Below are 21,293 nucleotides of genomic sequence, written 5' to 3' on the forward strand. Positions count from 1 at the left end.
ATACTGTCACTGAGGCAGGTTGGACATTTGATTTCTAGAGTTATTCGCATTTCTCTATTTTATCAAAATTCAACCTGCTTTGTTTCAGCATACTTTTTGAAACACCACCAAATCTCAAACCTAAAAAAGTTGCTATTTTTAATGGCTATTGGCATCGTGATATTGCTTATCAAGACTATGACTTTTATGCATTAGGTAAAAGTGCAGGCGTGGCTTGCTTAAATGCCATTCTATTTGAACAGATCATGCAATATCGTATGCAGAATCCAGATGCAAAAATCATTTTAATTTGTCATTGGGGCATAGATTTTAAATCAATACATCCTGAACAAGAAAAACTAGCCAACTTATTTACACAGATTGGTGTTGATTTAATTATTGGACATGGTGCCCATACGATTCAACCCATTCGATATATAAATAATAAGCCTGTGATTTTTGGCATCGGTAATGGAGTGTTTAATAGCAATGGAGAATATGAAAAATACCAAGCTTTACCATTTGGAGCTATCGTTCGAATTAATTTAGTAAAAGAAGTTGTTCAGTTGTATCCTATTTTTACTGATAATTTATCAAGCTTTTGGCAACCTTATCCAGTCAATCAGCAACAATTTGAACGAGCAAGTGATTACCTAACCAAAGACTTGAATCAACATCATTTTAGAATTAAGAAAAATGATTTAGGGTTTTATGTAGAGCTAAATATTTAAGGATACTTTGAGTAATTATCTAAAATTATATTCAATTGCTCAGAAGTAAAACCAAGATTACGTAATCCGCCACTGCCTAGTTTGCAATCATAACTAGTCATGATATTTGTCGGTGTGGTTTTCTTGGCGTTGGGTGCACAGACATGATTGAGACCAAAAGCATGTCCCATTTCATGAATACTCGCAGCTTGAGTCTGATAATTTAATCGTTCCCAATCAATTAGAATGAAAGGTCGGCCTTGATTCCTAAATCCCCAACTCGTGATATCACTATATTTCAGCTTAGGAGAGTAGGAGTCATAGATAATAAATAAAACTTCTTTACTTTTGCGTTTAGGAAAACAATCTTTGAGTGCACTAGGCACATTTTCAGTGACTAAATCCATTGGTTGATTCAGTTTTGAAGCAAGATCACATTTCCTTTTTGTAAAATCAAGATATGAATAGTAGTGATTCATCTTAAATTTAAAAATCTTATTGTTATTTTCATCCAAAAAGTAACGATTTAAGATTTCGATTTCTTTCTGCATCTGAGCTTTAGTATCAAAGATCTTTGCTTGAGGTCGATTGATTGTATAAACAAAAGTAACATATACGATAGGCAAATGATCGGATGAATCAGTTTTGTATTTATACGGGGTAATTTTAATAGGTGGTTTTTTGGAAGGTGTGCATGAAGCTGTAATCGCAATACTCAGTATGGATACAAATAATAGTTTCAATTGCATCTTCGAACTCTCAACTCGTCAAGATTTTAATTGTTATGGAAGTATTTTAATGTGGATTCAGACATGCTAACAGATTTTATGAGTAATGATGATGAATGATACCAATGAACTACAACGCCAAATTCTTGAAGTCGTCGCTTTAATTCCATTTGGAAAGGTCGCTACCTATGGACAAATTGCTAAACTAGCTGGGCTACCAAAACATGCCCGTCTTGTAGGTACAGTTTTAAAGAATTTAGATGAAGGAAGTCAGCTTCCATGGCATCGGGTAATTAATTCACAAGGTAAAGTGAGTACCATAAACTTAGATGAAAATGGTGAAAATCGACAATTAAAGCTATTAAAAAATGAAGGTGTTTTATTAGAGAATCACAAAATTAAATTAAAAGATTATCAATGGATATTTTAATTTTGTACTTAAAATAAATAATTTATTCAATCGAATCAAATCATGTTAATAAGTAAATTATAGGTCTGACTTATTAAAATAATTAAAAAACTGCATGTCTGAAATCGGACATGCAGTTTTTTTAGACTAAGGATAACCTTAGATCAGCGAACGATCAGAACAGGAATATGACTTTCTCCCAAAACTTTCTGAGCAACGCTACCTAAAATAAACTTTTTAAATCCAGTTCTACCATGAGAACCCATGATAATTAAATCCACTTCAAGATTTTGAGCAGCTTTAATAATTTCCTCATGAACTGAAAAACCTTCTACAACTTGAGTTGCAACTGTTTGTCCTAATTCTTCAAATTGTTTTTGAGCTTTCGTTAAATTTTCCTGAACATAAGATCGCACACGTTCGATCAATTCATTACTTTGCCCCATACGTAAATACGCATCTGCCAAATATGGGTCTAAAGTCATTACTTGAACCAAAGTAATTTGGCTATTTAAAGCTTTAGCAAGTTGTGCTGCTTGCTGAATGACATTTGCTGAAATTTCAGAGTCGTCGATAGCGACAAGAATTTTTTGATAAGCCATGATAAATACTCCTTATTATATTACACTTTGATTCGCTTCTAAATTTTTGTTTAAAATAAAAACTATACTTTCATATTAAACTTATTATTCGAATAATAAAACCTAGTAATTTCATAAGAATAATTGTTGGTTTTAGATGTTTTGATGTGTTTAGTTATTTGAAAAATATAAGAATATTAAAATTGCATGAGGTGTATTGTACAGTTAATTATTTTATAGACTTTTGTCTAAATATGAGTGTAAATCATCAAGTTGATCAGTTTGTAATAGTTCCCTAATTTTTAAAATCTGCTTTTCATCAAGCTCATAGAGTTTTAAAGAAAGTAGTCTTTCAATATCTGTTTCAGAAAAACGATACTTAATAATTTTAGCAGGTACACCGCCTACAATTGCATAAGGTGGGACATCTTGAGTGACTATAGCTCCTGTGGCAACCACAGCACCTTCACCGAGTTTAACACCTTGCATGATCATGGCTCTGCTACCAATCCAGCAGCCATCTGCAATTATGGTGTCACCCGCAGGAAGAAAACTGCGTGTATCAAAAGGGAAGGTGGAGATCCAGTCTGGTCTATGCAGCTGATTGCCGCCCATCATAATGACACATTCGGCACCGAAGCAAACAAAATTACCAATATAAAGTTGGTCTATTGGTTTATCTGGTGTGGATACTTTGTCATGTAGATAACGTACTACACAACGTTCAAAACCCTGATCCCAATAAGCAGAATAATAGGAATAATTACCTTTAATATGGATATTTGGATTCTTTACAGTTTTCGCAATAAATTCGAACTCACACCAATGTTTAACAGGGGAGTTGATCGAAGTTGAGTCCATTTACATTTCACAGAATAATTTGAGAAGAAAAACCCCTCAAAGGTGAGGGGTTAATTGGGCTTGGAATATTATAGGTATTCCACGCTTACGATTTCGTATTCAACTTCACCTTGTGGTGTTTGAATTTTAGCTTCATCGCCTTCGCTTTTGCCTAATAGGCCACGTGCGATTGGAGAGTTCACTGAGATTTTATTAATTTTAAAATCTGCTTCATCGTCGCCTACGATTTTATAGGTCTTACGTTCTTCAGTATCTAGGTTTTCAATCGTTACCGTAACACCAAATACAACACGACCGTTTTGTTCAAGATCTTTAACGTCAATTACCTGACATGCACCAAGTTTACCTTCGATATCTTGAATACGACCTTCACAGAAGCCTTGTTGCTCACGTGCTGCATGATACTCAGCATTTTCTTTGAGGTCACCATGCTCACGTGCCTCAGCAATAGCCTGCGTAATACGTGGGCGATCAACTGTTTTTAACTGTTGTAATTCTTTCTCTAAGGCAACCTTGCCTTCAGGAGTCATAGGATAACGTTGCATTTTAGTCCCCTCTAAATTGGTTGGGAAAATACAGGATTAAAAAAAGAAAAAGCCCGCCACCGATAAGGTGACGGGACTTTATCGGTAGAGAATTAACCTACAGTTTGTAAATCTTGCAAGCGGTATACATCCATTGGCAATTTCACAGCAAATGCTTGGCAAACTGCTTCTGCACCATTGATTGTCGTTGTGTAGTACACTTTGCCTTGTAGGGCAGCACGACGAATCATTGCAGAATCGTATTGAGCTTGTTTGCCTTCAGTGGTGTTGACAATAAGATGAATTTCACCATTTTTCAAGCGGTCTACAATGTGTGGACGACCTTCAGTCACTTTATTGACTGCTTCACATTCCAAACCAGCTTCTTGCAATACTTGGTAAGTACCGTTGGTTGCAACAAGTTTGAAACCGTAAGCAATCAATTGTTTAGCGATATTAGCAATATATTTCTTGTCTGATTCACGAACAGATAAGAATGCATATTTCACTTCGCCTTCAGTTGGCAAGCCTGGTAAACGTTCATTTGAACCAAGCACAGCTTTGTAGAATGCTTCGCCAAATGTTTCACCTACACCCATAACTTCACCTGTAGATTTCATCTCAGGTCCAAGCATTGGGTCAACACCTTGGAATTTAGCAAACGGGAATACCGCTTCTTTTACAGCAAAGTGAGTTGGGATGATCTCTTTAGTGAATCCTTGAGATTCTAAAGATTGACCAGCCATACAACGAGCAGCAACTTTCGCTAAAGATTCACCGATACATTTCGATACGAAAGGAACCGTACGTGATGCACGTGGATTCACTTCAAGTACATAAATGTCGTTGCCTTTTACTGCAAACTGAACGTTCATCAAACCTACAACGCCAAGCTCTTTTGCCATCGCAACAGTTTGACGACGCATTTCATCCTGAACTTCTTGTGAAAGAGAGTAAGGAGGAATCGAACATGCTGAGTCACCTGAGTGGATACCTGCTTGTTCAATATGTTGCATGATACCGCCAATCACGACGTCTTTACCGTCAGATACGCAGTCCACATCAACTTCAGTTGCATCATCAAGGAAACGGTCAAGAAGAACAGGCGCTTCATTTGACGCTTGAACTGCTTCACGAAGGTAACGCTTAAGTTCTTCTTCGTTATATACGATTTCCATTGCGCGACCACCTAATACATAAGATGGACGAACAACTAGCGGGTAACCCACTTTTGCAGCTTCAGAGATACCTTCTTCAGCAGATTTTACAATGCTGTTGTTCGGTTGACGAAGCTGTAGACGTTGAATCATTTGCTGGAAACGTTCACGGTCTTCTGCACGGTCAATCGCATCTGGAGATGTACCAATGATTGGTGTACCGGCTTCTTCCAAAGCACGAGCCAATTTCAAAGGTGTTTGACCACCGTATTGTACGATCACGCCTTTAGGCTTCTCAGTACGTACGATTTCAAGAACATCTTCCAATGTAACAGGTTCGAAGTACAAACGATCAGATGTGTCATAGTCGGTAGAAACAGTTTCAGGGTTACAGTTCACCATGATTGTTTCGTAACCGTCATCACGCATAGCTAGGGCAGCGTGTACACAGCAATAGTCAAACTCAATACCTTGACCAATACGGTTCGGACCACCACCGATGACCATGATTTTGTCACGGCTTGATGGATTTGCTTCACATTCTTCATCATAAGTTGAATACATGTAAGCTGTACCTGATTCGAACTCAGCAGCACATGTATCAACACGTTTATAAACTGGATATACACCCAAGTTCCAACGTTGTTTACGGAATTGCTTTTGTGAAATACCCATTAAGTCAGCAATACGAAGGTCAGATAAACCTTTGCGCTTGAATGAACGGATATTGTCAGCGTTTAAATCACCAAAACCTAAAGTTTTTACTTGAGCTTCAGTTTTAACGATATCTTCAATTTGGATCAAGAACCAACGGTCAATCTTCGTTGCTTCAAACACTTCATCTAATGAGAAACCATGACGGAATGCGTCGGCAACATACCAAATACGATCTGGACCTGGAACTTTAAGCTCTTTTAAGATGATGTCTTTAGCATTTGCTGTACCAACTTCGATTTTTTCATCAAAGCCACTAACACCGACTTCAAGACCACGAAGTGCTTTTTGAACAGATTCTTGGAAGTTACGACCAATCGCCATCACTTCGCCCACAGATTTCATCTGAGTTGTAAGAACAGGCTCAGCTTGTGGGAATTTTTCGAAGTTAAAGCGTGGAATCTTGGTTACGACATAGTCAATTGCTGGTTCGAAGCTTGCAGGTGTTACACCGCCAGTGATGTCATTTTTCAATTCATCAAGGGTATAACCAACAGCAAGTTTTGCAGCAATTTTTGCAATCGGGAAGCCAGTAGCTTTAGACGCAAGCGCAGATGAACGAGAAACACGAGGGTTCATCTCGATCACAACCATACGACCATCTTTCGGATTAATACCGAACTGAACGTTTGAACCACCTGTTTCAACACCGATTTCACGCAGAACAGCAACCGATGCATTACGCATGATTTGATATTCTTTATCTGTCAATGTTTGAGCAGGGGCAACAGTGATTGAGTCACCAGTATGCACGCCCATTGGGTCAAAGTTTTCGATCGCACATACGATAATACAGTTGTCGTTTTTATCACGAACAACTTCCATCTCGTATTCTTTCCAACCAATTAATGATTCATCAATCAATAATTGTTTAGTTGGAGAAAGATCGAAACCGCGTTCACAGATTTCAATAAATTCTTCTTTATTGTATGCGATACCACCACCAGAACCACCCATCGTGAATGACGGACGAATGATCACTGGGAAGCCGAAACGTGCTTGAATTTCCAATGCATGTTCCATGCTTTCAGCAACATCAGCACGAGGACATTCAAGTCCAATTTTACGCATTGCGATGTCAAAAAGTTTACGATCTTCTGCTTTTTCAATCGCTTCTTTTGATGCACCAATCAATTCAACGTTATATTTTTCTAAAATACCGTTAGCATCTAATGCAAGTGCACAGTTCAATGCAGTTTGACCACCCATCGTTGGGAGAACTGCATCTGGGCGTTCTTTTTCAATAATTTGTGCAACTGTTTGCCAAGTGATCGGCTCGATATAAGTTGCATCCGCCATTGAAGGGTCGGTCATGATGGTCGCTGGGTTAGAGTTCACCAAAATAACACGGTAACCTTCTTCACGAAGCGCTTTACATGCTTGTGCACCTGAGTAGTCAAACTCACACGCCTGACCAATGACAATAGGACCAGCACCAATAATTAAGATGCTTTTAATATCCGTACGTTTAGGCATTATTCGCTCCTTAATTACTTCTTAGCTGCTTCGATAAGTTCGATGAAATGATCGAACAACGGAGCGCAATCATGTGGACCAGGACTCGCTTCAGGGTGACCTTGGAAGCTAAATGCTGGTTTGTCAGTGCGATGAATACCTTGGTTTGTACCATCAAACAATGAACGATGTGTTACTTTTAAGTTTGAAGGTAAGGTGCTTTCATCAACTGCAAAGCCATGGTTTTGAGAAGTAATCATCACTGTACCATTCTCAAGGTTTTGTACAGGATGGTTGGCGCCGTGATGACCATGATTCATTTTCATCGTCTTCGCACCAGAAGCAAGCGCTAAAATTTGGTGACCTAAACAAATACCAAAGACTGGTAATGTTGTGTTTTCAACAATGGTTTTAACCGCTTCGATTGCATAGTCACATGCTGCTGGATCACCAGGACCATTTGACAGGAAAACGCCATCTGGATTTAAAGCAAGGACTTTTTCAGCAGGTGTTTGTGCAGGAACAACTGTTAATTTACAGCCGCGATCTGCGAGCATACGTAAGATGTTGGTTTTGACACCATAATCATATGCAACAACATGATATTTAAGTTCTGGTTGGGTAAAACCTTTGCCTAATGCCCAAGAACCTTCAGTCCATTCGAAACCTTCAGGGTCACAGCATTCTTTAGCAAGATCAAGACCATTTAAACCACCGAATTCACGTGCTTTGGCGATAGCTTCTTCTTCTGTAATATTTTCGCCAGCAAGGATACAACCGTTTTGTGCTCCTTTTTCACGTAAGATACGAGTTAACTTTCGTGTGTCAATATCTGCGATTGCAACAACATTGTGTTGTTGTAAATATTCGCTAAGTGATTGCTCAGAACGGAAGTTACTGTGTAATAGTGGAAGATCACGAATAATTAAACCATTCGCCCATACTTTATGGATGCGACCTGATTCAACGTCTTCACTATTACAGCCAGTATTTCCGATATGAGGATAAGTCAACGTAACAAGTTGCTGTGCGTAACTTGGGTCAGTCAAAATTTCTTGATAACCAGTCATGGCAGTATTAAAAACGACTTCACCAGTCGTCCTACCCGATGCACCGATAGACGTTCCTTTAAAGATCGTTCCATCTGCGAGGGCTAAAATGGCGGGGGTGCTCAAACCAAAGCTCCTGAACTAAAACCACAAAAATAGGGCTGTAAAAAAGCGAGTAGACATAAAAAAAGGTAGGCTGTCTTTAAAAACATGCCCCTCCTTCCAGTCTGCTCGCTTGTAACTTAACAGCGCATTATACGCATGAGTCTCTGAAAAGTCTATGTGTTTTATTTATTAAAGTGAGTTAAAAGTACACGTGTAAAAATGAGGAGCAGAAAAGAGTGTCTATTGCAAAATAACTCATTCTTCTAAGTATAGAATGAGATATTATGCAAATTGTTAGACAATTTTTGCCTGATTCGATGCTGAAGCGATTTATCTTATACCTAGCCAAAAAATCAACAATCAGTATAGAGGGGAATCAAAATGGCTGAGAATCAAGCGCCGACAACTGCTGAAGAAGTGAAAGAAGTTGCTGTCGAGAAAACGGCTAAAGCTAAAGAAACTGTTGCTGCAAAAACAGCAGAAGTGAAAGAAGTTGTAGCTGAAAAGACTGCTGAAGTTAAAGAAGCAGTTGCAGAGAAAACAGCAAAAGCGAAAGAAGTTGTAGCTGAAAAGACTGCTAAAGCGAAAGAAGTAATTGCTGAAACTCAAGAACAAGCGAAAGAAGTAATTGCTGAAACTCAAGAGCAAGTGAAAGAAGTGATTGCTGAAACTCAAGAAAAAATTGAGACTGAAGCTAAAGAATTGAATCAAAATATTCAAAATCAATTGACTCAAATCAAGCAAGATTTACTTCAACGTATTGAAGTGATCAAATCACAACTAAATTCTTCTCAAGGTAACTTGGTTGAATTAAAGAATGCGTTGAAAACTGAGTTAAATGCTTTAATTGAAGATTTAACAAAAGTAAGCAAAGAATTAAAAGATGATATTAGCCAAATCTCTGTTAAGCACAAAGATACGCTAGTTGGCAGTTTTAAACGTACTAAAGATCAAGCTGTAGAAGCTTGGAACAAAGTTCGTGCTAGTTAATTACTAGCCAATAAAAAAGCGAGATATATTCTCGCTTTTTTATTGATTAAAATTGATGTAGCCAATCACGTTTGTTGTGAAAATCGGCTTGAGGGCTACTGTGCTGCATTGCAAAATAATGCATACCTTGTGTGGTATTTAATACAGCAGTTAAACCTACATATAAATCTGACCACTTCAACTTATTGCTTTGCATAAATTGAGTAAGGTCTAAACTTACATTTAATCCGTAATGGGTTTTCTGTAAGTGATTTAGCTCAATATCATATGCAGAAAGTGGCGGTATATTTTCAGGGAATCGGTATTCTTCAAATTGATAAGCTTGCCAAGCTTGAGAAGGGGAAAGATTAATTTCTCTATAGAAATCTTCATCTTTCACACCTACAAAAATTTCAAAACACGTTTGTTCCCATAAAAAGTCGAGGCGAGGATGTGCTGCGACGAGATCGGGATAAATTAAAAACTGATTTGGGTCACGAACCCAAAAACCAACATTTATAGTCGCTGGTGTTTGTTGCTCAATCGCTCCAACAACGGTAATTGCACTAAAACGATCGAAAGCAGAGAGTTCATAACTTGCCATAGCTTGATTACTTGCTTAAATGTGCAAAACGAACGAGATTTGAGAGATTTTGATTTTGTTTGTTCGCTTTCTTATAAAGCAAAACAATTTTACCAATTTTTTGTACTGATTCAGCGCCTGTAGCTTCAACAAGTGCATCAATTACAGCTGCACGATCTTCACGATCTTCACCCGCGATTTTAACTTTGATAAGTTCATGATCATTCAAAGCGCGATTTGTTTCTTCAATTACGTTTTCTGTCAGACCCTGACCACCAATCATAACAACTGGATTCAGCGCGTGACCAATTTGACGTAAACGTTTGCGCTCATGGATAGATAAAGCCGCCATTTAAAAAATACCTGATTTGAAAAACGAACTAGTATAACTTGCATCCCGTTTCTAAGATAGATTAATGGTGCTTGTGGATGGATAAAAATGATCAAAAATAAGAGAAATATCCAATCTAGATGATCGAAAAAAATCTGTAAAAGTTCGTGTGAATGAAGTACATCCGTACTGTAATGAGAGTAATTTTCACGTACAATGACTAATCAGAAGTTTTTTGAAATTTAGTGAGTTATGGCGACACGCATTACCAATCAAAAATTGTCTAAAAGCAGTCGTGCATGGATGAGAGAGCACTTGGATGATCCTTTTGTGAAAAAAGCACAAAAAGAAGGTTATCGCGCTCGTGCAGCATATAAGTTACTTGAAATCCAAGAAAAATATAAAATGATCAAACCAGGAATGACGGTTGTCGATCTTGGTGCAGCACCAGGTAGTTGGTCACAAATCGCTGGAAAGCTGGTTGGTTCTAATGGTCTAGTAATTGCTTCAGATATTTTACCAATGGATGCACTTCCTGACGTGACTTTCTTACAAGGTGACTTCCGAGAGGAAGAAGTTTTTGAAAAATTGTTAAATATTTTAAATGGACGTCAAGTTGACGTTGTAATTTCTGATATGGCCCCCAATACATCAGGTAATAGGGCTGTTGATCAACCGCGCCAAATTTATCTTTGTGAATTGGCTTTGGATTTTGCTCAAAAAGTTTTAGGACCAAATGGACAATTTATTGTTAAAGTGTTCCAAGGTTCGGGCTTTGACGAATTCAGAAAGCAAGTGGTCGATAGTTTTGATGTATTAAAAACAGCTAAACCTGAGGCGTCTCGTGCTCGATCAAAAGAGGTTTTTTTGATTGGACAAGGTCGTAAAAAGGCATTGCAATAAAAGTGTACTTGCCAAGTTGTTAAAAATTGTGCATTTTGTACCTTTTAAGTTTTTTGCAACGCAAATTCATTGCTGTTTTTGTGAAGGTCAGCCAAGATTAGGTATGATCAAATTAGATTGATATGGGAATAAAGCCTTGAGCGATTACTTCAAGAATGCCGTATTGTGGCTCATCATACTCGGTGTTCTGATTTTGATTTTTAGCAACGTCAGTGACCGCAATAAGCCTGCCGCGATGAAATATTCTGATTTCGTAGCAGCAGTTAATGCTGGGCAGATTAAACAAGTCACAATTGACGGTTTAAATATTAGCGGTGAAAAAACCAATGGTTCTTCATTTGAAACGGTTCGCCCACAAGTTGAAGACACTGAGTTGCTACCAAGCTTGAACAAACAAAATGTTGTAGTTGAGGGGACAGCTCCGCAACGTCAAGGCATTTTGATGCAACTTCTCATTGCGAGTTTCCCAGTATTGCTCATCATTTTATTATTCATGTTCTTCATGCGTAATATGGGCGGTGGCGCTGGTGGCAAAAACGGTCCTATGAGTTTTGGTAAGTCAAAAGCAAAAATGTTATCTGAAGATCAAATCAAGGTAACGTTTACTGATGTTGCAGGTTGTGACGAAGCAAAACAAGAAGTCGTTGAAATTGTCGATTTCTTAAAAGATCCAGCAAAATTCAAACGTCTTGGCGCAACTATTCCACGTGGTGTGTTAATGGTTGGTCCTCCAGGTACAGGTAAAACATTATTAGCTAAAGCAATTGCTGGTGAAGCTAAAGTTCCTTTCTTTAGTATTTCTGGTTCTGATTTCGTTGAAATGTTTGTTGGTGTTGGTGCTTCACGTGTTCGTGATATGTTCGAACAAGCTAAACGTCATGCACCATGTATCATTTTCATTGATGAGATTGATGCTGTAGGTCGCCATCGTGGTTCAGGTACAGGTGGTGGTCATGATGAACGTGAACAAACTTTGAACCAAATGCTTGTAGAGATGGACGGTTTTGAAGGCAATGAAGGTGTGATCGTAATTGCTGCCACAAACCGTGTAGATGTATTGGATAAAGCTTTACTTCGTCCAGGTCGTTTTGACCGTCAAGTGATGGTAGGGTTACCTGACATTCGTGGTCGTGAGCAAATCTTAAATGTTCATTTGAAGAAATTACCTTCAGTGACTGGTGTTGATGTTAAAGTCCTTGCACGTGGTACACCAGGCTTCTCTGGTGCGCAACTAGCAAACTTAGTGAATGAAGCTGCATTGTTCGCTGCTCGTCGTAACAAGAACACTGTCGACATGCATGATTTCGAAGATGCAAAAGACAAAATCTACATGGGTCCTGAACGTAAGTCGATGGTGATTCGTGAAGAAGAACGTCGTGCTACTGCGTACCATGAAGCGGGTCATGCCATCGTTGCTGAAATCTTGCCTGGTACTGATCCTGTGCATAAAGTAACGATTATGCCACGCGGTTGGGCTTTGGGTGTGACATGGCAGCTGCCTGAACAAGACCAAACTAGCCATTATAAAGATAAGATGTTGAATGAGCTTTCAATCTTATTTGGTGGTCGTATTGCTGAAGAAGTTTTCATTAATCAAATGTCAACTGGTGCTTCAAACGACTTCGAACGAGCGACTAAAATGGCTCGTGCGATGGTAACCAAATATGGTATGTCAGAAAAACTTGGCGTCATGGTCTATGAAGATGAAAACCAAAATGGTTTCTTTGGAAATGTTGGTAGTCGTACAATTTCTGAAGCTACTCAACAAAAAGTAGATGAAGAAGTTCGTCGTATCCTTGATCAACAATATAAAGTTGCTCGTGATATTTTGGAAAATAATCAAGATATCGCACATGCTATGGTTAAAGCCTTGATGGAATGGGAAACGATTGATCGTGACCAAATTCGTGACATCATGGAAGGGCGTGAACCTCGTCCACCAAAAGTATATGTTGCTGAGAATCCTGTGGCTGCATTTGAACCACCAAAAGATGGTCCATCTACGCCACCACCATTACCAGCAATGGGTTAATACTTTGAAATTAAAAAGAGCAACTTAGGTTGCTCTTTTTTATGTTCTAAAAAATATATTAATAAAATGAGCATTTGTTAGCTTGGAAATTGCAACTTTATTATTCTATTGAAAATAAATCATCAGCTTGCGCACTTCAGTCTTGTTAATATATACGAACTAGAGAGAGGAGTGTCTAAATGCAGTTGATGCCATTACCAAATTGTCAGTTGAAGTGTGGTCGTTTAAGTTTAGATTTATCTCAACCTCAAATTATGGGTATTCTGAACGTAACTCCTGATTCTTTTAGCGATGGTGGGTTGCATCATCAAAAAGATCAAGCAGTACAACGTGCGTTACAAATGATTGAGCAGGGTGCTACTATCATTGATATAGGCGGAGAATCTACCCGTCCGAATGCTTCACCAGTCGAACTAGAAGAAGAAATTAAACGGGTTATTCCTGTGGTTGAGGCATTATCAAAACACGATGTGATCATGTCGATTGATACCAGTCAGCCCGAGGTGATACGTGCGGCAGTGAAAGCAGGTGCACATATTTGGAACGATGTTCGTGCGCTCACACGTCCCCAAGCATTAGAAACGGCTGCCGAATTGAATATACCTGTAGTGTTAATGCATATGCGTGGTGAGCCGACTAATATGAATCAGTTAGATCAATATGAAAATGTGACAGAGGACGTGATTCAAGAGTTACAACAGCGTCTAGATCAAGCTGTTCAAGTTGGAATCAAACCTGAAAATATTATTCTTGATCCTGGTTTTGGTTTTGCTAAAAATGCTCAACAGAACTTCCAATTACTAAATGAGTTTTGGAAACTGAATCACATGGGATTTCCTTTGCTATCTGGTTTATCTAGGAAAAGATTTATTGGTGATGCATTAGCAGGTATACCAGCACAAGAGCGTGCAGTAGGCAGTGTCATGGGCCATATGTTAAGTATCCAGCAAGGTGCGAGTATTGTTCGCGTACATGATGTTAAGGCGACTAAAGATGCAATCAATGTTTGGAATAGAATGATGCTCAGTTCATTGTAATTTAAGAGAAATTATGAAGATAAAGATACATTAACATACGGTGTATCTTTATTTTTTTACGTAGAATATTAATCAAAAGATATATTTAAAAAATTGAAATTAGATCTAGGGGTTTTAAGATGTATCAATCAAAGAAAATTTTGAGTTTAGCAGTACTCAGTTCTATGCTCGTTGCTTGTGGTAATCCAGTCAGGGAAACAGGCATTGTTGCTATGTCACCGCCGCCGACTGCGCACATGTCTTCGGAAATGGCACGTAAGATGGTTACACCGTCTTACATAGCTGCAATCCCTGCACCTGAGCGAGTAAAACTTGAGGCAAACACAGAAAAATATCAAAAGAATGAAGTCAATCCAGTTCATCGCGTAGCTGAGCAAGCAGTTTCTACTTTTAGTATAGATGTCGATACAGGAAGTTATACCAATACAAGACGTTTTCTGAATGATGGTCGCTTGCCTCCTGTTGATGCTATTCGTGTCGAGGAAATGATTAATTATTTTGATTATCAATATCCTCAACCTGTTGGAATCCATCCATTTTCAGTGACAACGGAAACTGTTGATTCTCCATGGAAAGAAAATGCCAAATTAATCAAAATTGGCATTCAAGCAAAAGATTTATCAGTCAAACAGTTACCTGCTGCTAATCTTGTTTTTTTAGTCGATGTTTCAGGCAGTATGGATGATCCAGATAAATTGCCATTAGTGAAGCAAACATTAATAATCTTAACTGAACAGCTTCGTCCCCAAGATAAAGTAACGATTATTACTTATGCGAGCGGGGAAAAATTAGTTTTAGAACCCACCTCAGGTGATCAAAAAGATAAAATTCTTCGTGTAATTGATGAGCTTCGTGCGGGTGGGGCTACTTCAGGAGAGCAGGCGATACAACTAGCTTACAAACAAGCTGAAAAAGCATTTATTAAAAATGGAATCAATCGCATTTTATTGGCAACGGATGGCGATTTTAATGTTGGAATTACAGATTTTAGTACCTTAAAAGGTATGGTGGCTGAGAAGCGTAAAAGTGGAGTTTCTTTGACTGCATTAGGTTATGGTACAGGTAATTACAATGAAGAATTAATGGAGCAAATTGCTGATGCAGGTGATGGTAATTACTCTTATATCGACAATAAGAATGAAGCTAAAAAAGTCGTGCAACGTCAGTTATCATCAACATTAGCCACTGTCGCTCAAGATGTTAAAATTCAAGTTGAATTTAATCCAGCAACTGTTAAAGAATATCGATTAGTTGGTTATGAAAATCGTATGTTGAAACAGGAAGATTTTAATAATGATAAAGTTGATGCTGGAGACATTGGAGCAGGACATAATGTCACAGCACTATATGAAATTATTCCTGTGGGTCAGCAAGGCTGGAATAGTGATTCACGCTATCAAGCAAGCACAAAAATCGATGCTTCAAAGAAAACAGAATATGCATTTGTAAATTTGCGCTATAAATTGCCAAATCAAGATAAAAGCATCTTATTGAATCAAGCTGTTCAGCTTGGTAGCAAGCCTCTAGGAAAAGCCAATAGTGATACAAGATTTGCGATTGCTGTAGCTTCATATGCACAGCAATTAAAAGGTGGACAATATAATGGTGCAATGGGCTGGGATCAGATCATTCAACTTGGTCAGCAATCTACCCAACCTGATCCATATCAAATGCGTGCAGAGTTCGTAGAGCTTGCTAAGATCGCCACGAATTTAAGTGCACGAAAAGATTAAAATCTGTTTTCTAAAAAGCGGTTGATAGAGCCGCTTTTTTTATGCCTAAATATCGTGCTTTACATGAGATTGTGATATAAGCATGTCGTTTTATTGATGTATTCATTTTTATGTTTGAAAATTTACTTCTCCCGATGTTTGATGATGATTATTATCCCGATATTCTAGTGGCTGAAATCAAACAACATATTAAGCAATTTTCAAAGAAAGTCAGTCGGTCTGATTTATCTGAAATGGAAATTTACGCAGTAGCTCATCAAACGATCAAAGAAATCAATGAGATGAAACCTCAGTTTGAAGATTTAGAGTCAAGTTTAGATGATACAGCCGCAGATTATATCGCTGAAGCTATGATGATGATTGTTCAAGATGCAGGTTATCTTGATATCGAAATGGAAGAGTTAATTGCCAATCGAGAGTGGTAATCACACTCTCGATATAATTATTTAATAATTACTGCTGAGTTACCTCTTTTTCACTCCATAATTTAGGTAACTTTATTTGGCCAGAAATCCAAGCTTCAACTTTGTTCTGTTTTACTCTTTTGTAATATTTACTTTGACTATGAACGAGTAGCCCAATCGTATCTCCTTGTTGAAGATGGGTATTAATGCTTGGTAACTCAACATCTTGATAATTATGTGTCTTTAAATTTAATCCAGAAATAATTTGGTCATAAAGCTGCTTACGTTTTGGGTTAAATGGCGTTGTTTGTTCATTAAGAGTCTTATATTTCCCTGTTTGAGCTGACTTGACTGCCATTGAAATAAAAAAAGTTGCATCATCATTTTCTGTTTCGACAGCAAGTGACAATAAAGATGATCCTGTGATGAAGCTTTTTTTATTTGCTGTATGGATAGGAATAAATACATCCTGAGTTGTGTTAGGTGCAATCCATGTTTTGTTCAAATCGTAGGATGTAATCGGTTTTAAATCATTGATTTGGATTACTGGACTTTGATCAATACAGACTTCAGGAAGTTCAGATGATGAATTTTGATCTTTTAGTTTGAGGTCGAACCAGCTTATTATGGTTTTTTGTAAATCGTAGCTCTTTTGATTCCCACAACGAATAGATTTTCCAATATACCAAAAAGGTGTACTGCCCAAAGGAGAGTGTTGAGCAAATGGCTGTAGATGCCCACCTTCGACACCGATTAAATGTACTTGACGATTCGCTTCTTGCAAGCATTTTGTTGCTTTCACACCTTCATTAAATGGGAAAAGTACATCTCTAAATCCTTGAATAATTAAAGCATCAGCCTGAGGATGTTGTTCACGTTCGCAAAACCAGCTAGCTTGATGTGTTTTTAGAAAATCATAAATGGAAGGGTTGAGTTGCTGCTGTTGAGTATCTCGATATGCTTGTTTTAATTCTGGGTCGAATTTGTTCCAATTCCACCAGTCTCCAATCAGATTTAAGAAATCAATCCAGTTACTTTTTGGCACACCATTTGGGGCTAAACTTTCAACAATATCGTACCATGTCGTAATAGGAACAATTGCTTGTAATCGTTTGTCTAAAGCTGAAGCAATATATTGCACACCGCCTGCATAGGATTCACCAATCATTCCAGCACGAACACCATTTTGATTTTTAGCCAGTTGCGGTAAATTTTGTTCAGCCCAATTTAAAATCGTAATGACATCTTGTGCTTCTTTTTCAGGGTCTGTTAAGCGAATCTTTCCTTGACTCCCCCCATGTCCTCGTTGATCAAAACTGATGACCCAATAGCCTTTTTTCCAAGCTGATTTGGCAACCTGCCCAGTTGGAAGTAGAAAACCATACAAGCTTAGTTCAGGGCGCTTCATGCGAGATAGGCCGAAACCATGTGTATGGAGGATTAATGGGGCAGTTTGATTTGTTGATAGTTTGGGTTGATAGACGGTAAAAGCAATCAAGGTTCCATCAGAAGCTTTTGTTTTGACTTGATAATAACGTTGTTTTAGCTCAGTCGTATGAGCTTTAGAAATTTGATTTGGTTGAACAGTGGCATGCACACAGCCTTGTAAAATCAAAAATACAGCGAACCAAATCCATAAAAGGCTACTACGCATTGATTCTTTCATCCTTGAATAAATCTTTATATAAGTAGTGTAACTGTAGCATAGCGGGTTATGCTATCGACGAGTCGGTCATTTTACTGACCAACTCGAGTTCTGATTAGCTAGTATTTAGTTCTAGGATAGGTATACGCAAAAAGACCAAAACACAGCAAGCCCAATCCAGTAACCAAATATAAATGGATTTGCTCATGATTAAATAAGGTACCCCAAATTGTTGCCAGTACTGGTGTAATAATCGTAATGAGCATGACTGTTGTTGGATTGAGTTTTTGGACTAAGTGGAAATAAAAAATCATAGCCAAAACTGAAGAGCACAAAGCACTATAGAGTAAAGCTATAGAGGTTTGAATGCTTGGCAGCTCTGTTGGAATTGCTGACAGAAAAAAGGGAAGTAGGCATACATAACCTAACCATGACACGATCGTTGAACCTGTCATTTGAATGATAGGGTGTATACCAGCTCCAACTCGTGCAATTGCAAACATAGATAATACATAGAGCATCACTGCAATGATTTCATAAATCACGCCAACAAGATCAAGTTGAATATCGCGTGAACCGATACCCATTGTCAGTAACAAGCCTATAAAGGCAATCGTCAGACCAAACCATTGGCGGTTATGAAATCGTTCTTGTTTAAGGATAAAAACTGAAATCAAACCTGTCCATAAAGGTGCTGTTCCATAAATGATTGAAATCATGCTCGATGAAACTCGAGTTGCTCCCATGTAGCAAAATGTCATAGAACCAAATAATCCTAATGCACCTGCGAGATAACTCATCAGTGCCTGTTTACTGAGGGTTAATTTAAGTCGAAAGCAGACTAAACAAATGAGTGCTAAAGGAATGGCCAAACTGAATCGGATAAACAAGCCCCACGCCCAATGAATCTCATGCACGGTCCAGACGGCTGCTAGCGGAGTAAGCGACCAAATCAATACAACCGCAATAAATTGCCCGACTGTAGCAAGGCGAGGGTGAAACATCGCTACAGTCGGCGAAGTCTGTGTTGGTGAAATAAAATTCTTTTGTTGTAACTGTGTCATTTGATAACTTCCTTATGGATTGGTTTTTTTATGCAATAAAAAAGGTCGCTGTTGAGGCGACCTTTCTGTTGTGAATGTTTTATTTAGTCATTCATTTAATCAACTTTAGAAAAGTTTCCTCGCATAAAAATGCAGACACGTCGCCATGCTACATAGGCTGAGACGCGATGCGAAATTTGTACTAAGCGTGGAGAAAAACTTTTCGATTTAGTCATAAGAGGTTTAACTGAATATTTGTAATTTTTATAACATAAGATATGTCTGAAAAATAGTCATATTTATAGTGGCAATAAAATAGATTTAAGGAAAATCATATTTTAAAAATTGATTATTAAATAGAATTTCTCATAATAAACAGATCGGACTACATTGAAGTATTAATTTGTCTAATTTAGAAATTTTCGCCGTTTTAATTAGTATTATTGGCGTTAGCTTAACCATAAAGCGAAATATGTGGTGTTGGGGATTTAATGTATTCGCATGTGTCCTCTATGCATATCTTTTTTTAAATTTTAAGCTCTATGGCGAAACGATTCTACAGTTCTTCTTTGTAGGTATGAATCTATATGGATTGTATGTATGGCTGACAGGAAAACGCCAGGATCATGAAATTCGCGTTGAAACAATAAATATAAAATCGATGTATCTGCACATAATTTCAGCGTCGATTGGTGGTTTGTGCTTCGGTGTGTTTCTTAAGCAATTTACGGATGCATCTGTTCCAATGCTGGATTCACAGTTAGCAGCATTTAGTTTACTAGGAACCTATTGGACAAGTCGAAAATATATTGAGACTTGGATTTTATGGATCGTCGTTGATATTGTTTATGTGGGTATGTTTATCTATAAAGAGTTACTATTAACAGCAGGCTTGTATGCGGTATTTGTAGGTTTAGCGGCTTATGGTTGGTGGCAATGGCAACAGGTAAAGCGCAATCAAATTGCGATGTAAGGAAATGGGTAGTCTGAAACTACCCATTTTTTGATTTATTGTGCAGAGGTAGTTAAATAACTTTGTACTGCTTTACGCCCAATAGCTGGATCATCAGTAAATACACCATCAACGCCAGCTTTAAAGTAGAGTTGCATTTCTTTGATAGAGCCAGATTCACAACGTTCGTCAGCTTTTGAGCTGCATTTTAAGGATTCAGCCAAGAAATTATTCTCAGGTCTGAAAGTATAAGGATGAACCTTTAAACCGACTTGGTGTGCATCTTTTACAAAGGATGTGGTTTCAGTCATGCTTGCATCTTTAAAGACATATACTTTCCATGGTCCAACACCATTTGCATAGCTTGCCACTTCTTTTAAGCCTTGAGCGGTTGCCATATCTCCATATGTTGTCGAGATTTGTTTAGCAACATAGTCTGCTGGTCGAGCTGATTGTTCATCATAAAGCTGGATGAGTTGTGCGTGTTTGAGGCTCTTGTGCAAATCTAATTGTTGTTTAAGGTATTTTAAATTGCTTACTTCAAATGATTGAAGATAGATTGGTGCAATATCTCGACTGTATTTATATTTAGATAAAGTTTGAATTAAACGATCTTCCATTGCTAGATTTTGATTTTGGAAATACGTTGGATGTTTCGTTTCTATATATAAGCCGATAATCTTGCCGGTTTTTTTGTAATGAGCATCAGCAAGTTCAATAATTTGCTCTAGAGTCGGAACTGGATATAAATCATTGTATTTAGTGTTTTCTGGTCGATATTGTGGAATTCGTTCTCGCGCTTTCAGTTGCTGTAGCTCATGTAAGGTAAAGTCTTCTGTAAACCAGCCTTCAATACTTACACCGTCAATGACTTTAGTTTTTTTACGGTTGGAAAATTCTGGCAATTCTGCAACATTGGTTGTTCCACTAATTTCATTTTCATGACGTGCGACTAACACACCATCTTTGGTCGAAACTAAATCTGGTTCAATGAAATCTGCACCATCTTCGATAGCTTTTTGATAGGAGGCGAGTGTGTGTTCTGGGCGTAGAGCACTAGCACCACGGTGACCAACGACTAAGATTTTCGGTAGCTCATAATTCGGTTGTTTGGAGTTGGTTTGATCATTATTGTCATCATTACAACCAACTAAACTGAGTAAGCTCAGGCAAATCACTGCTTTTTTTAACATAAATTGACTCTTTCATTTTTAATTAAAGCAGTCAGTGTGCAAATTAAATTTATCAAACGGATGACAATAAGATGATAATTTTAGTAAGCGTCCGCTGAACACACCTTATGAATTCATCCTATAAGCCTTAATTTAGTCCCCACTTAAAAACAAGTGGGGACTAAAATTTATGACTACAAATCACCAGACATCCATC

The 21,293-nt window shown here is 37.9% G+C and carries 19 protein-coding genes and 1 pseudogene; 9 read left to right on the plus strand and 11 right to left on the minus strand.

All coding sequences use genetic code 11. The features are described from left to right. Positions 1 to 122: 122 nt before the first annotated feature. Positions 123 to 710, plus strand: a pseudogene (locus ACSC97_RS13260) (CapA family protein); the annotation flags it as partial. Here ACSC97_RS13260 and ACSC97_RS13265 read toward each other — a convergent pair. Continuing rightward, the gene (locus ACSC97_RS13265) at positions 707 to 1,438 is read right to left on the minus strand and encodes a metalloprotease (protein ID WP_436661368.1); all 732 of its coding nucleotides are present in this window, start codon (positions 1,436 to 1,438) and stop codon (positions 707 to 709) included. The pseudogene ACSC97_RS13260 and the gene ACSC97_RS13265 overlap by 4 nt on opposite strands. A gap of 91 nt (positions 1,439 to 1,529) precedes the next feature. Between ACSC97_RS13265 and ACSC97_RS13270 the strand changes: the two genes are divergently transcribed. Continuing rightward, positions 1,530 to 1,847, plus strand: coding sequence for an MGMT family protein (locus ACSC97_RS13270; protein ID WP_201898249.1), 318 nt, complete (start codon positions 1,530 to 1,532; stop codon positions 1,845 to 1,847). Between the two features lie 143 nt (positions 1,848 to 1,990). Here the strand turns inward: ACSC97_RS13270 and ACSC97_RS13275 are convergent, their stop codons facing one another. The 5 genes from ACSC97_RS13275 to carA all read right to left on the minus strand — a co-directional run bounded on the left by ACSC97_RS13275 (position 1,991) and on the right by carA (position 8,293). Next, positions 1,991 to 2,428, minus strand: a complete 438-nt coding sequence (locus tag ACSC97_RS13275; RefSeq protein WP_004956015.1) for a universal stress protein — start codon at positions 2,426 to 2,428, stop codon at positions 1,991 to 1,993. A 213-nt stretch (positions 2,429 to 2,641) separates the two neighbouring features. Further along, complete coding sequence (locus ACSC97_RS13280) at positions 2,642 to 3,268, minus strand: CatB-related O-acetyltransferase (RefSeq protein ID WP_125318090.1); 627 nt, start codon at positions 3,266 to 3,268, stop codon at positions 2,642 to 2,644. Positions 3,269 to 3,336: 68 nt separating this feature from the next. Continuing rightward, the gene (gene greA / locus ACSC97_RS13285; RefSeq protein WP_004878279.1) at positions 3,337 to 3,813 is read right to left on the minus strand and encodes a transcription elongation factor GreA; all 477 of its coding nucleotides are present in this window, start codon (positions 3,811 to 3,813) and stop codon (positions 3,337 to 3,339) included. Between the two features lie 92 nt (positions 3,814 to 3,905). After that, positions 3,906 to 7,139 (minus strand): carbamoyl-phosphate synthase large subunit, encoded by a 3,234-nt coding sequence (gene carB, locus ACSC97_RS13290; RefSeq protein ID WP_004908293.1) that lies wholly within the window; start codon positions 7,137 to 7,139, stop codon positions 3,906 to 3,908. A 14-nt stretch (positions 7,140 to 7,153) separates the two neighbouring features. Continuing rightward, positions 7,154 to 8,293, minus strand: a complete 1,140-nt coding sequence (carA, locus tag ACSC97_RS13295; RefSeq protein WP_436661372.1) for a glutamine-hydrolyzing carbamoyl-phosphate synthase small subunit — start codon at positions 8,291 to 8,293, stop codon at positions 7,154 to 7,156. 360 nt (positions 8,294 to 8,653) lie between these two features. Here carA and ACSC97_RS13300 point away from each other — a divergent pair, with 360 nt between their 5' ends. Beyond that, a complete protein-coding gene (locus ACSC97_RS13300) occupies positions 8,654 to 9,262 on the plus strand; it encodes a hypothetical protein (protein WP_004956025.1) in 609 nt (202 codons plus the stop codon). A gap of 46 nt (positions 9,263 to 9,308) precedes the next feature. Here ACSC97_RS13300 and ACSC97_RS13305 read toward each other — a convergent pair whose 3' ends face one another. Next, on the minus strand, positions 9,309 to 9,845 hold the full coding sequence (locus ACSC97_RS13305) for a DOMON-like domain-containing protein (protein WP_436661374.1): 537 nt from the start codon (positions 9,843 to 9,845) through the stop codon (positions 9,309 to 9,311). Positions 9,846 to 9,852: 7 nt separating this feature from the next. Next, a complete protein-coding gene (yhbY, locus tag ACSC97_RS13310; protein ID WP_004908282.1) occupies positions 9,853 to 10,176 on the minus strand; it encodes a ribosome assembly RNA-binding protein YhbY in 324 nt (107 codons plus the stop codon). Positions 10,177 to 10,407: 231 nt separating this feature from the next. Between yhbY and rlmE the strand changes: the two genes are divergently transcribed. From rlmE to ACSC97_RS13335, 5 genes are all read left to right on the plus strand, one after another. Further along, the gene (gene rlmE, locus ACSC97_RS13315) at positions 10,408 to 11,058 is read left to right on the plus strand and encodes a 23S rRNA (uridine(2552)-2'-O)-methyltransferase RlmE (protein ID WP_004908277.1); all 651 of its coding nucleotides are present in this window, start codon (positions 10,408 to 10,410) and stop codon (positions 11,056 to 11,058) included. 136 nt (positions 11,059 to 11,194) lie between these two features. After that, positions 11,195 to 13,090, plus strand: coding sequence for an ATP-dependent zinc metalloprotease FtsH (gene ftsH / locus ACSC97_RS13320; RefSeq protein WP_416688375.1), 1,896 nt, complete (start codon positions 11,195 to 11,197; stop codon positions 13,088 to 13,090). Between the two features lie 179 nt (positions 13,091 to 13,269). After that, positions 13,270 to 14,127 carry a dihydropteroate synthase gene (folP, locus tag ACSC97_RS13325; RefSeq protein ID WP_436661377.1) on the plus strand — a complete coding sequence of 286 codons (858 nt, stop codon included), beginning with the start codon at positions 13,270 to 13,272 and terminating at the stop codon, positions 14,125 to 14,127. Between the two features lie 119 nt (positions 14,128 to 14,246). After that, the gene (locus tag ACSC97_RS13330) at positions 14,247 to 15,860 is read left to right on the plus strand and encodes a vWA domain-containing protein (RefSeq protein ID WP_436661379.1); all 1,614 of its coding nucleotides are present in this window, start codon (positions 14,247 to 14,249) and stop codon (positions 15,858 to 15,860) included. 110 nt (positions 15,861 to 15,970) lie between these two features. Then, positions 15,971 to 16,285, plus strand: coding sequence for a DUF5713 family protein (locus tag ACSC97_RS13335; protein ID WP_004956036.1), 315 nt, complete (start codon positions 15,971 to 15,973; stop codon positions 16,283 to 16,285). A gap of 28 nt (positions 16,286 to 16,313) precedes the next feature. Here ACSC97_RS13335 and ACSC97_RS13340 read toward each other — a convergent pair whose 3' ends face one another. Together ACSC97_RS13340 and ACSC97_RS13345 are read right to left on the minus strand one after the other, a co-directional pair. Further along, positions 16,314 to 17,918 (minus strand): alpha/beta hydrolase family protein, encoded by a 1,605-nt coding sequence (locus ACSC97_RS13340; protein WP_436661382.1) that lies wholly within the window; start codon positions 17,916 to 17,918, stop codon positions 16,314 to 16,316. A gap of 110 nt (positions 17,919 to 18,028) precedes the next feature. Then, positions 18,029 to 18,973: a DMT family transporter gene (locus tag ACSC97_RS13345; RefSeq protein WP_436661384.1), complete on the minus strand. Its 945-nt coding sequence runs from the start codon at positions 18,971 to 18,973 to the stop codon at positions 18,029 to 18,031. Positions 18,974 to 19,355: 382 nt separating this feature from the next. Between ACSC97_RS13345 and pnuC the strand changes: the two genes are divergently transcribed. Further along, positions 19,356 to 19,925 (plus strand): nicotinamide riboside transporter PnuC, encoded by a 570-nt coding sequence (pnuC, locus tag ACSC97_RS13350; RefSeq protein WP_436661386.1) that lies wholly within the window; start codon positions 19,356 to 19,358, stop codon positions 19,923 to 19,925. Between the two features lie 35 nt (positions 19,926 to 19,960). On the opposite strand, the gene ACSC97_RS13355 is transcribed toward pnuC, so the two are convergent. Then, positions 19,961 to 21,097 (minus strand): glycerophosphodiester phosphodiesterase, encoded by a 1,137-nt coding sequence (locus tag ACSC97_RS13355; RefSeq protein ID WP_336949700.1) that lies wholly within the window; start codon positions 21,095 to 21,097, stop codon positions 19,961 to 19,963. Positions 21,098 to 21,293: the final 196 nt, after the last annotated feature.

Origin of the sequence: Acinetobacter sp. P1(2025), from assembly GCF_051390655.1 — a bacterium.
Classification (GTDB): domain Bacteria; phylum Pseudomonadota; class Gammaproteobacteria; order Pseudomonadales; family Moraxellaceae; genus Acinetobacter; species Acinetobacter junii.

Bases quoted from the DNA above. Each gene is read 5' to 3' on its own strand.
- ACSC97_RS13355 (WP_336949700.1), bottom strand. From the start codon at position 21,097: ATGTTAAAAAAAGCAGTGATTTGCCTGAGCTTACTCAGTTTAGTTGGT.
- ACSC97_RS13280 (WP_125318090.1), bottom strand. From the start codon at position 3,268: ATGGACTCAACTTCGATCAACTCCCCTGTTAAACATTGGTGTGAGTTC.
- greA (WP_004878279.1), bottom strand. From the start codon at position 3,813: ATGCAACGTTATCCTATGACTCCTGAAGGCAAGGTTGCCTTAGAGAAA.
- folP (WP_436661377.1), top strand. From the start codon at position 13,270: ATGCAGTTGATGCCATTACCAAATTGTCAGTTGAAGTGTGGTCGTTTA.
- ACSC97_RS13335 (WP_004956036.1), top strand. From the start codon at position 15,971: ATGTTTGAAAATTTACTTCTCCCGATGTTTGATGATGATTATTATCCC.
- ACSC97_RS13275 (WP_004956015.1), bottom strand. From the start codon at position 2,428: ATGGCTTATCAAAAAATTCTTGTCGCTATCGACGACTCTGAAATTTCA.
- rlmE (WP_004908277.1), top strand. From the start codon at position 10,408: ATGGCGACACGCATTACCAATCAAAAATTGTCTAAAAGCAGTCGTGCA.
- ACSC97_RS13265 (WP_436661368.1), bottom strand. From the start codon at position 1,438: ATGCAATTGAAACTATTATTTGTATCCATACTGAGTATTGCGATTACA.
- ACSC97_RS13300 (WP_004956025.1), top strand. From the start codon at position 8,654: ATGGCTGAGAATCAAGCGCCGACAACTGCTGAAGAAGTGAAAGAAGTT.
- ACSC97_RS13305 (WP_436661374.1), bottom strand. From the start codon at position 9,845: ATGGCAAGTTATGAACTCTCTGCTTTCGATCGTTTTAGTGCAATTACC.
- carB (WP_004908293.1), bottom strand. From the start codon at position 7,139: ATGCCTAAACGTACGGATATTAAAAGCATCTTAATTATTGGTGCTGGT.
- ACSC97_RS13345 (WP_436661384.1), bottom strand. From the start codon at position 18,973: ATGACACAGTTACAACAAAAGAATTTTATTTCACCAACACAGACTTCG.
- yhbY (WP_004908282.1), bottom strand. From the start codon at position 10,176: ATGGCGGCTTTATCTATCCATGAGCGCAAACGTTTACGTCAAATTGGT.
- ACSC97_RS13340 (WP_436661382.1), bottom strand. From the start codon at position 17,918: ATGCGTAGTAGCCTTTTATGGATTTGGTTCGCTGTATTTTTGATTTTA.
- ACSC97_RS13330 (WP_436661379.1), top strand. From the start codon at position 14,247: ATGTATCAATCAAAGAAAATTTTGAGTTTAGCAGTACTCAGTTCTATG.
- ACSC97_RS13270 (WP_201898249.1), top strand. From the start codon at position 1,530: ATGAATGATACCAATGAACTACAACGCCAAATTCTTGAAGTCGTCGCT.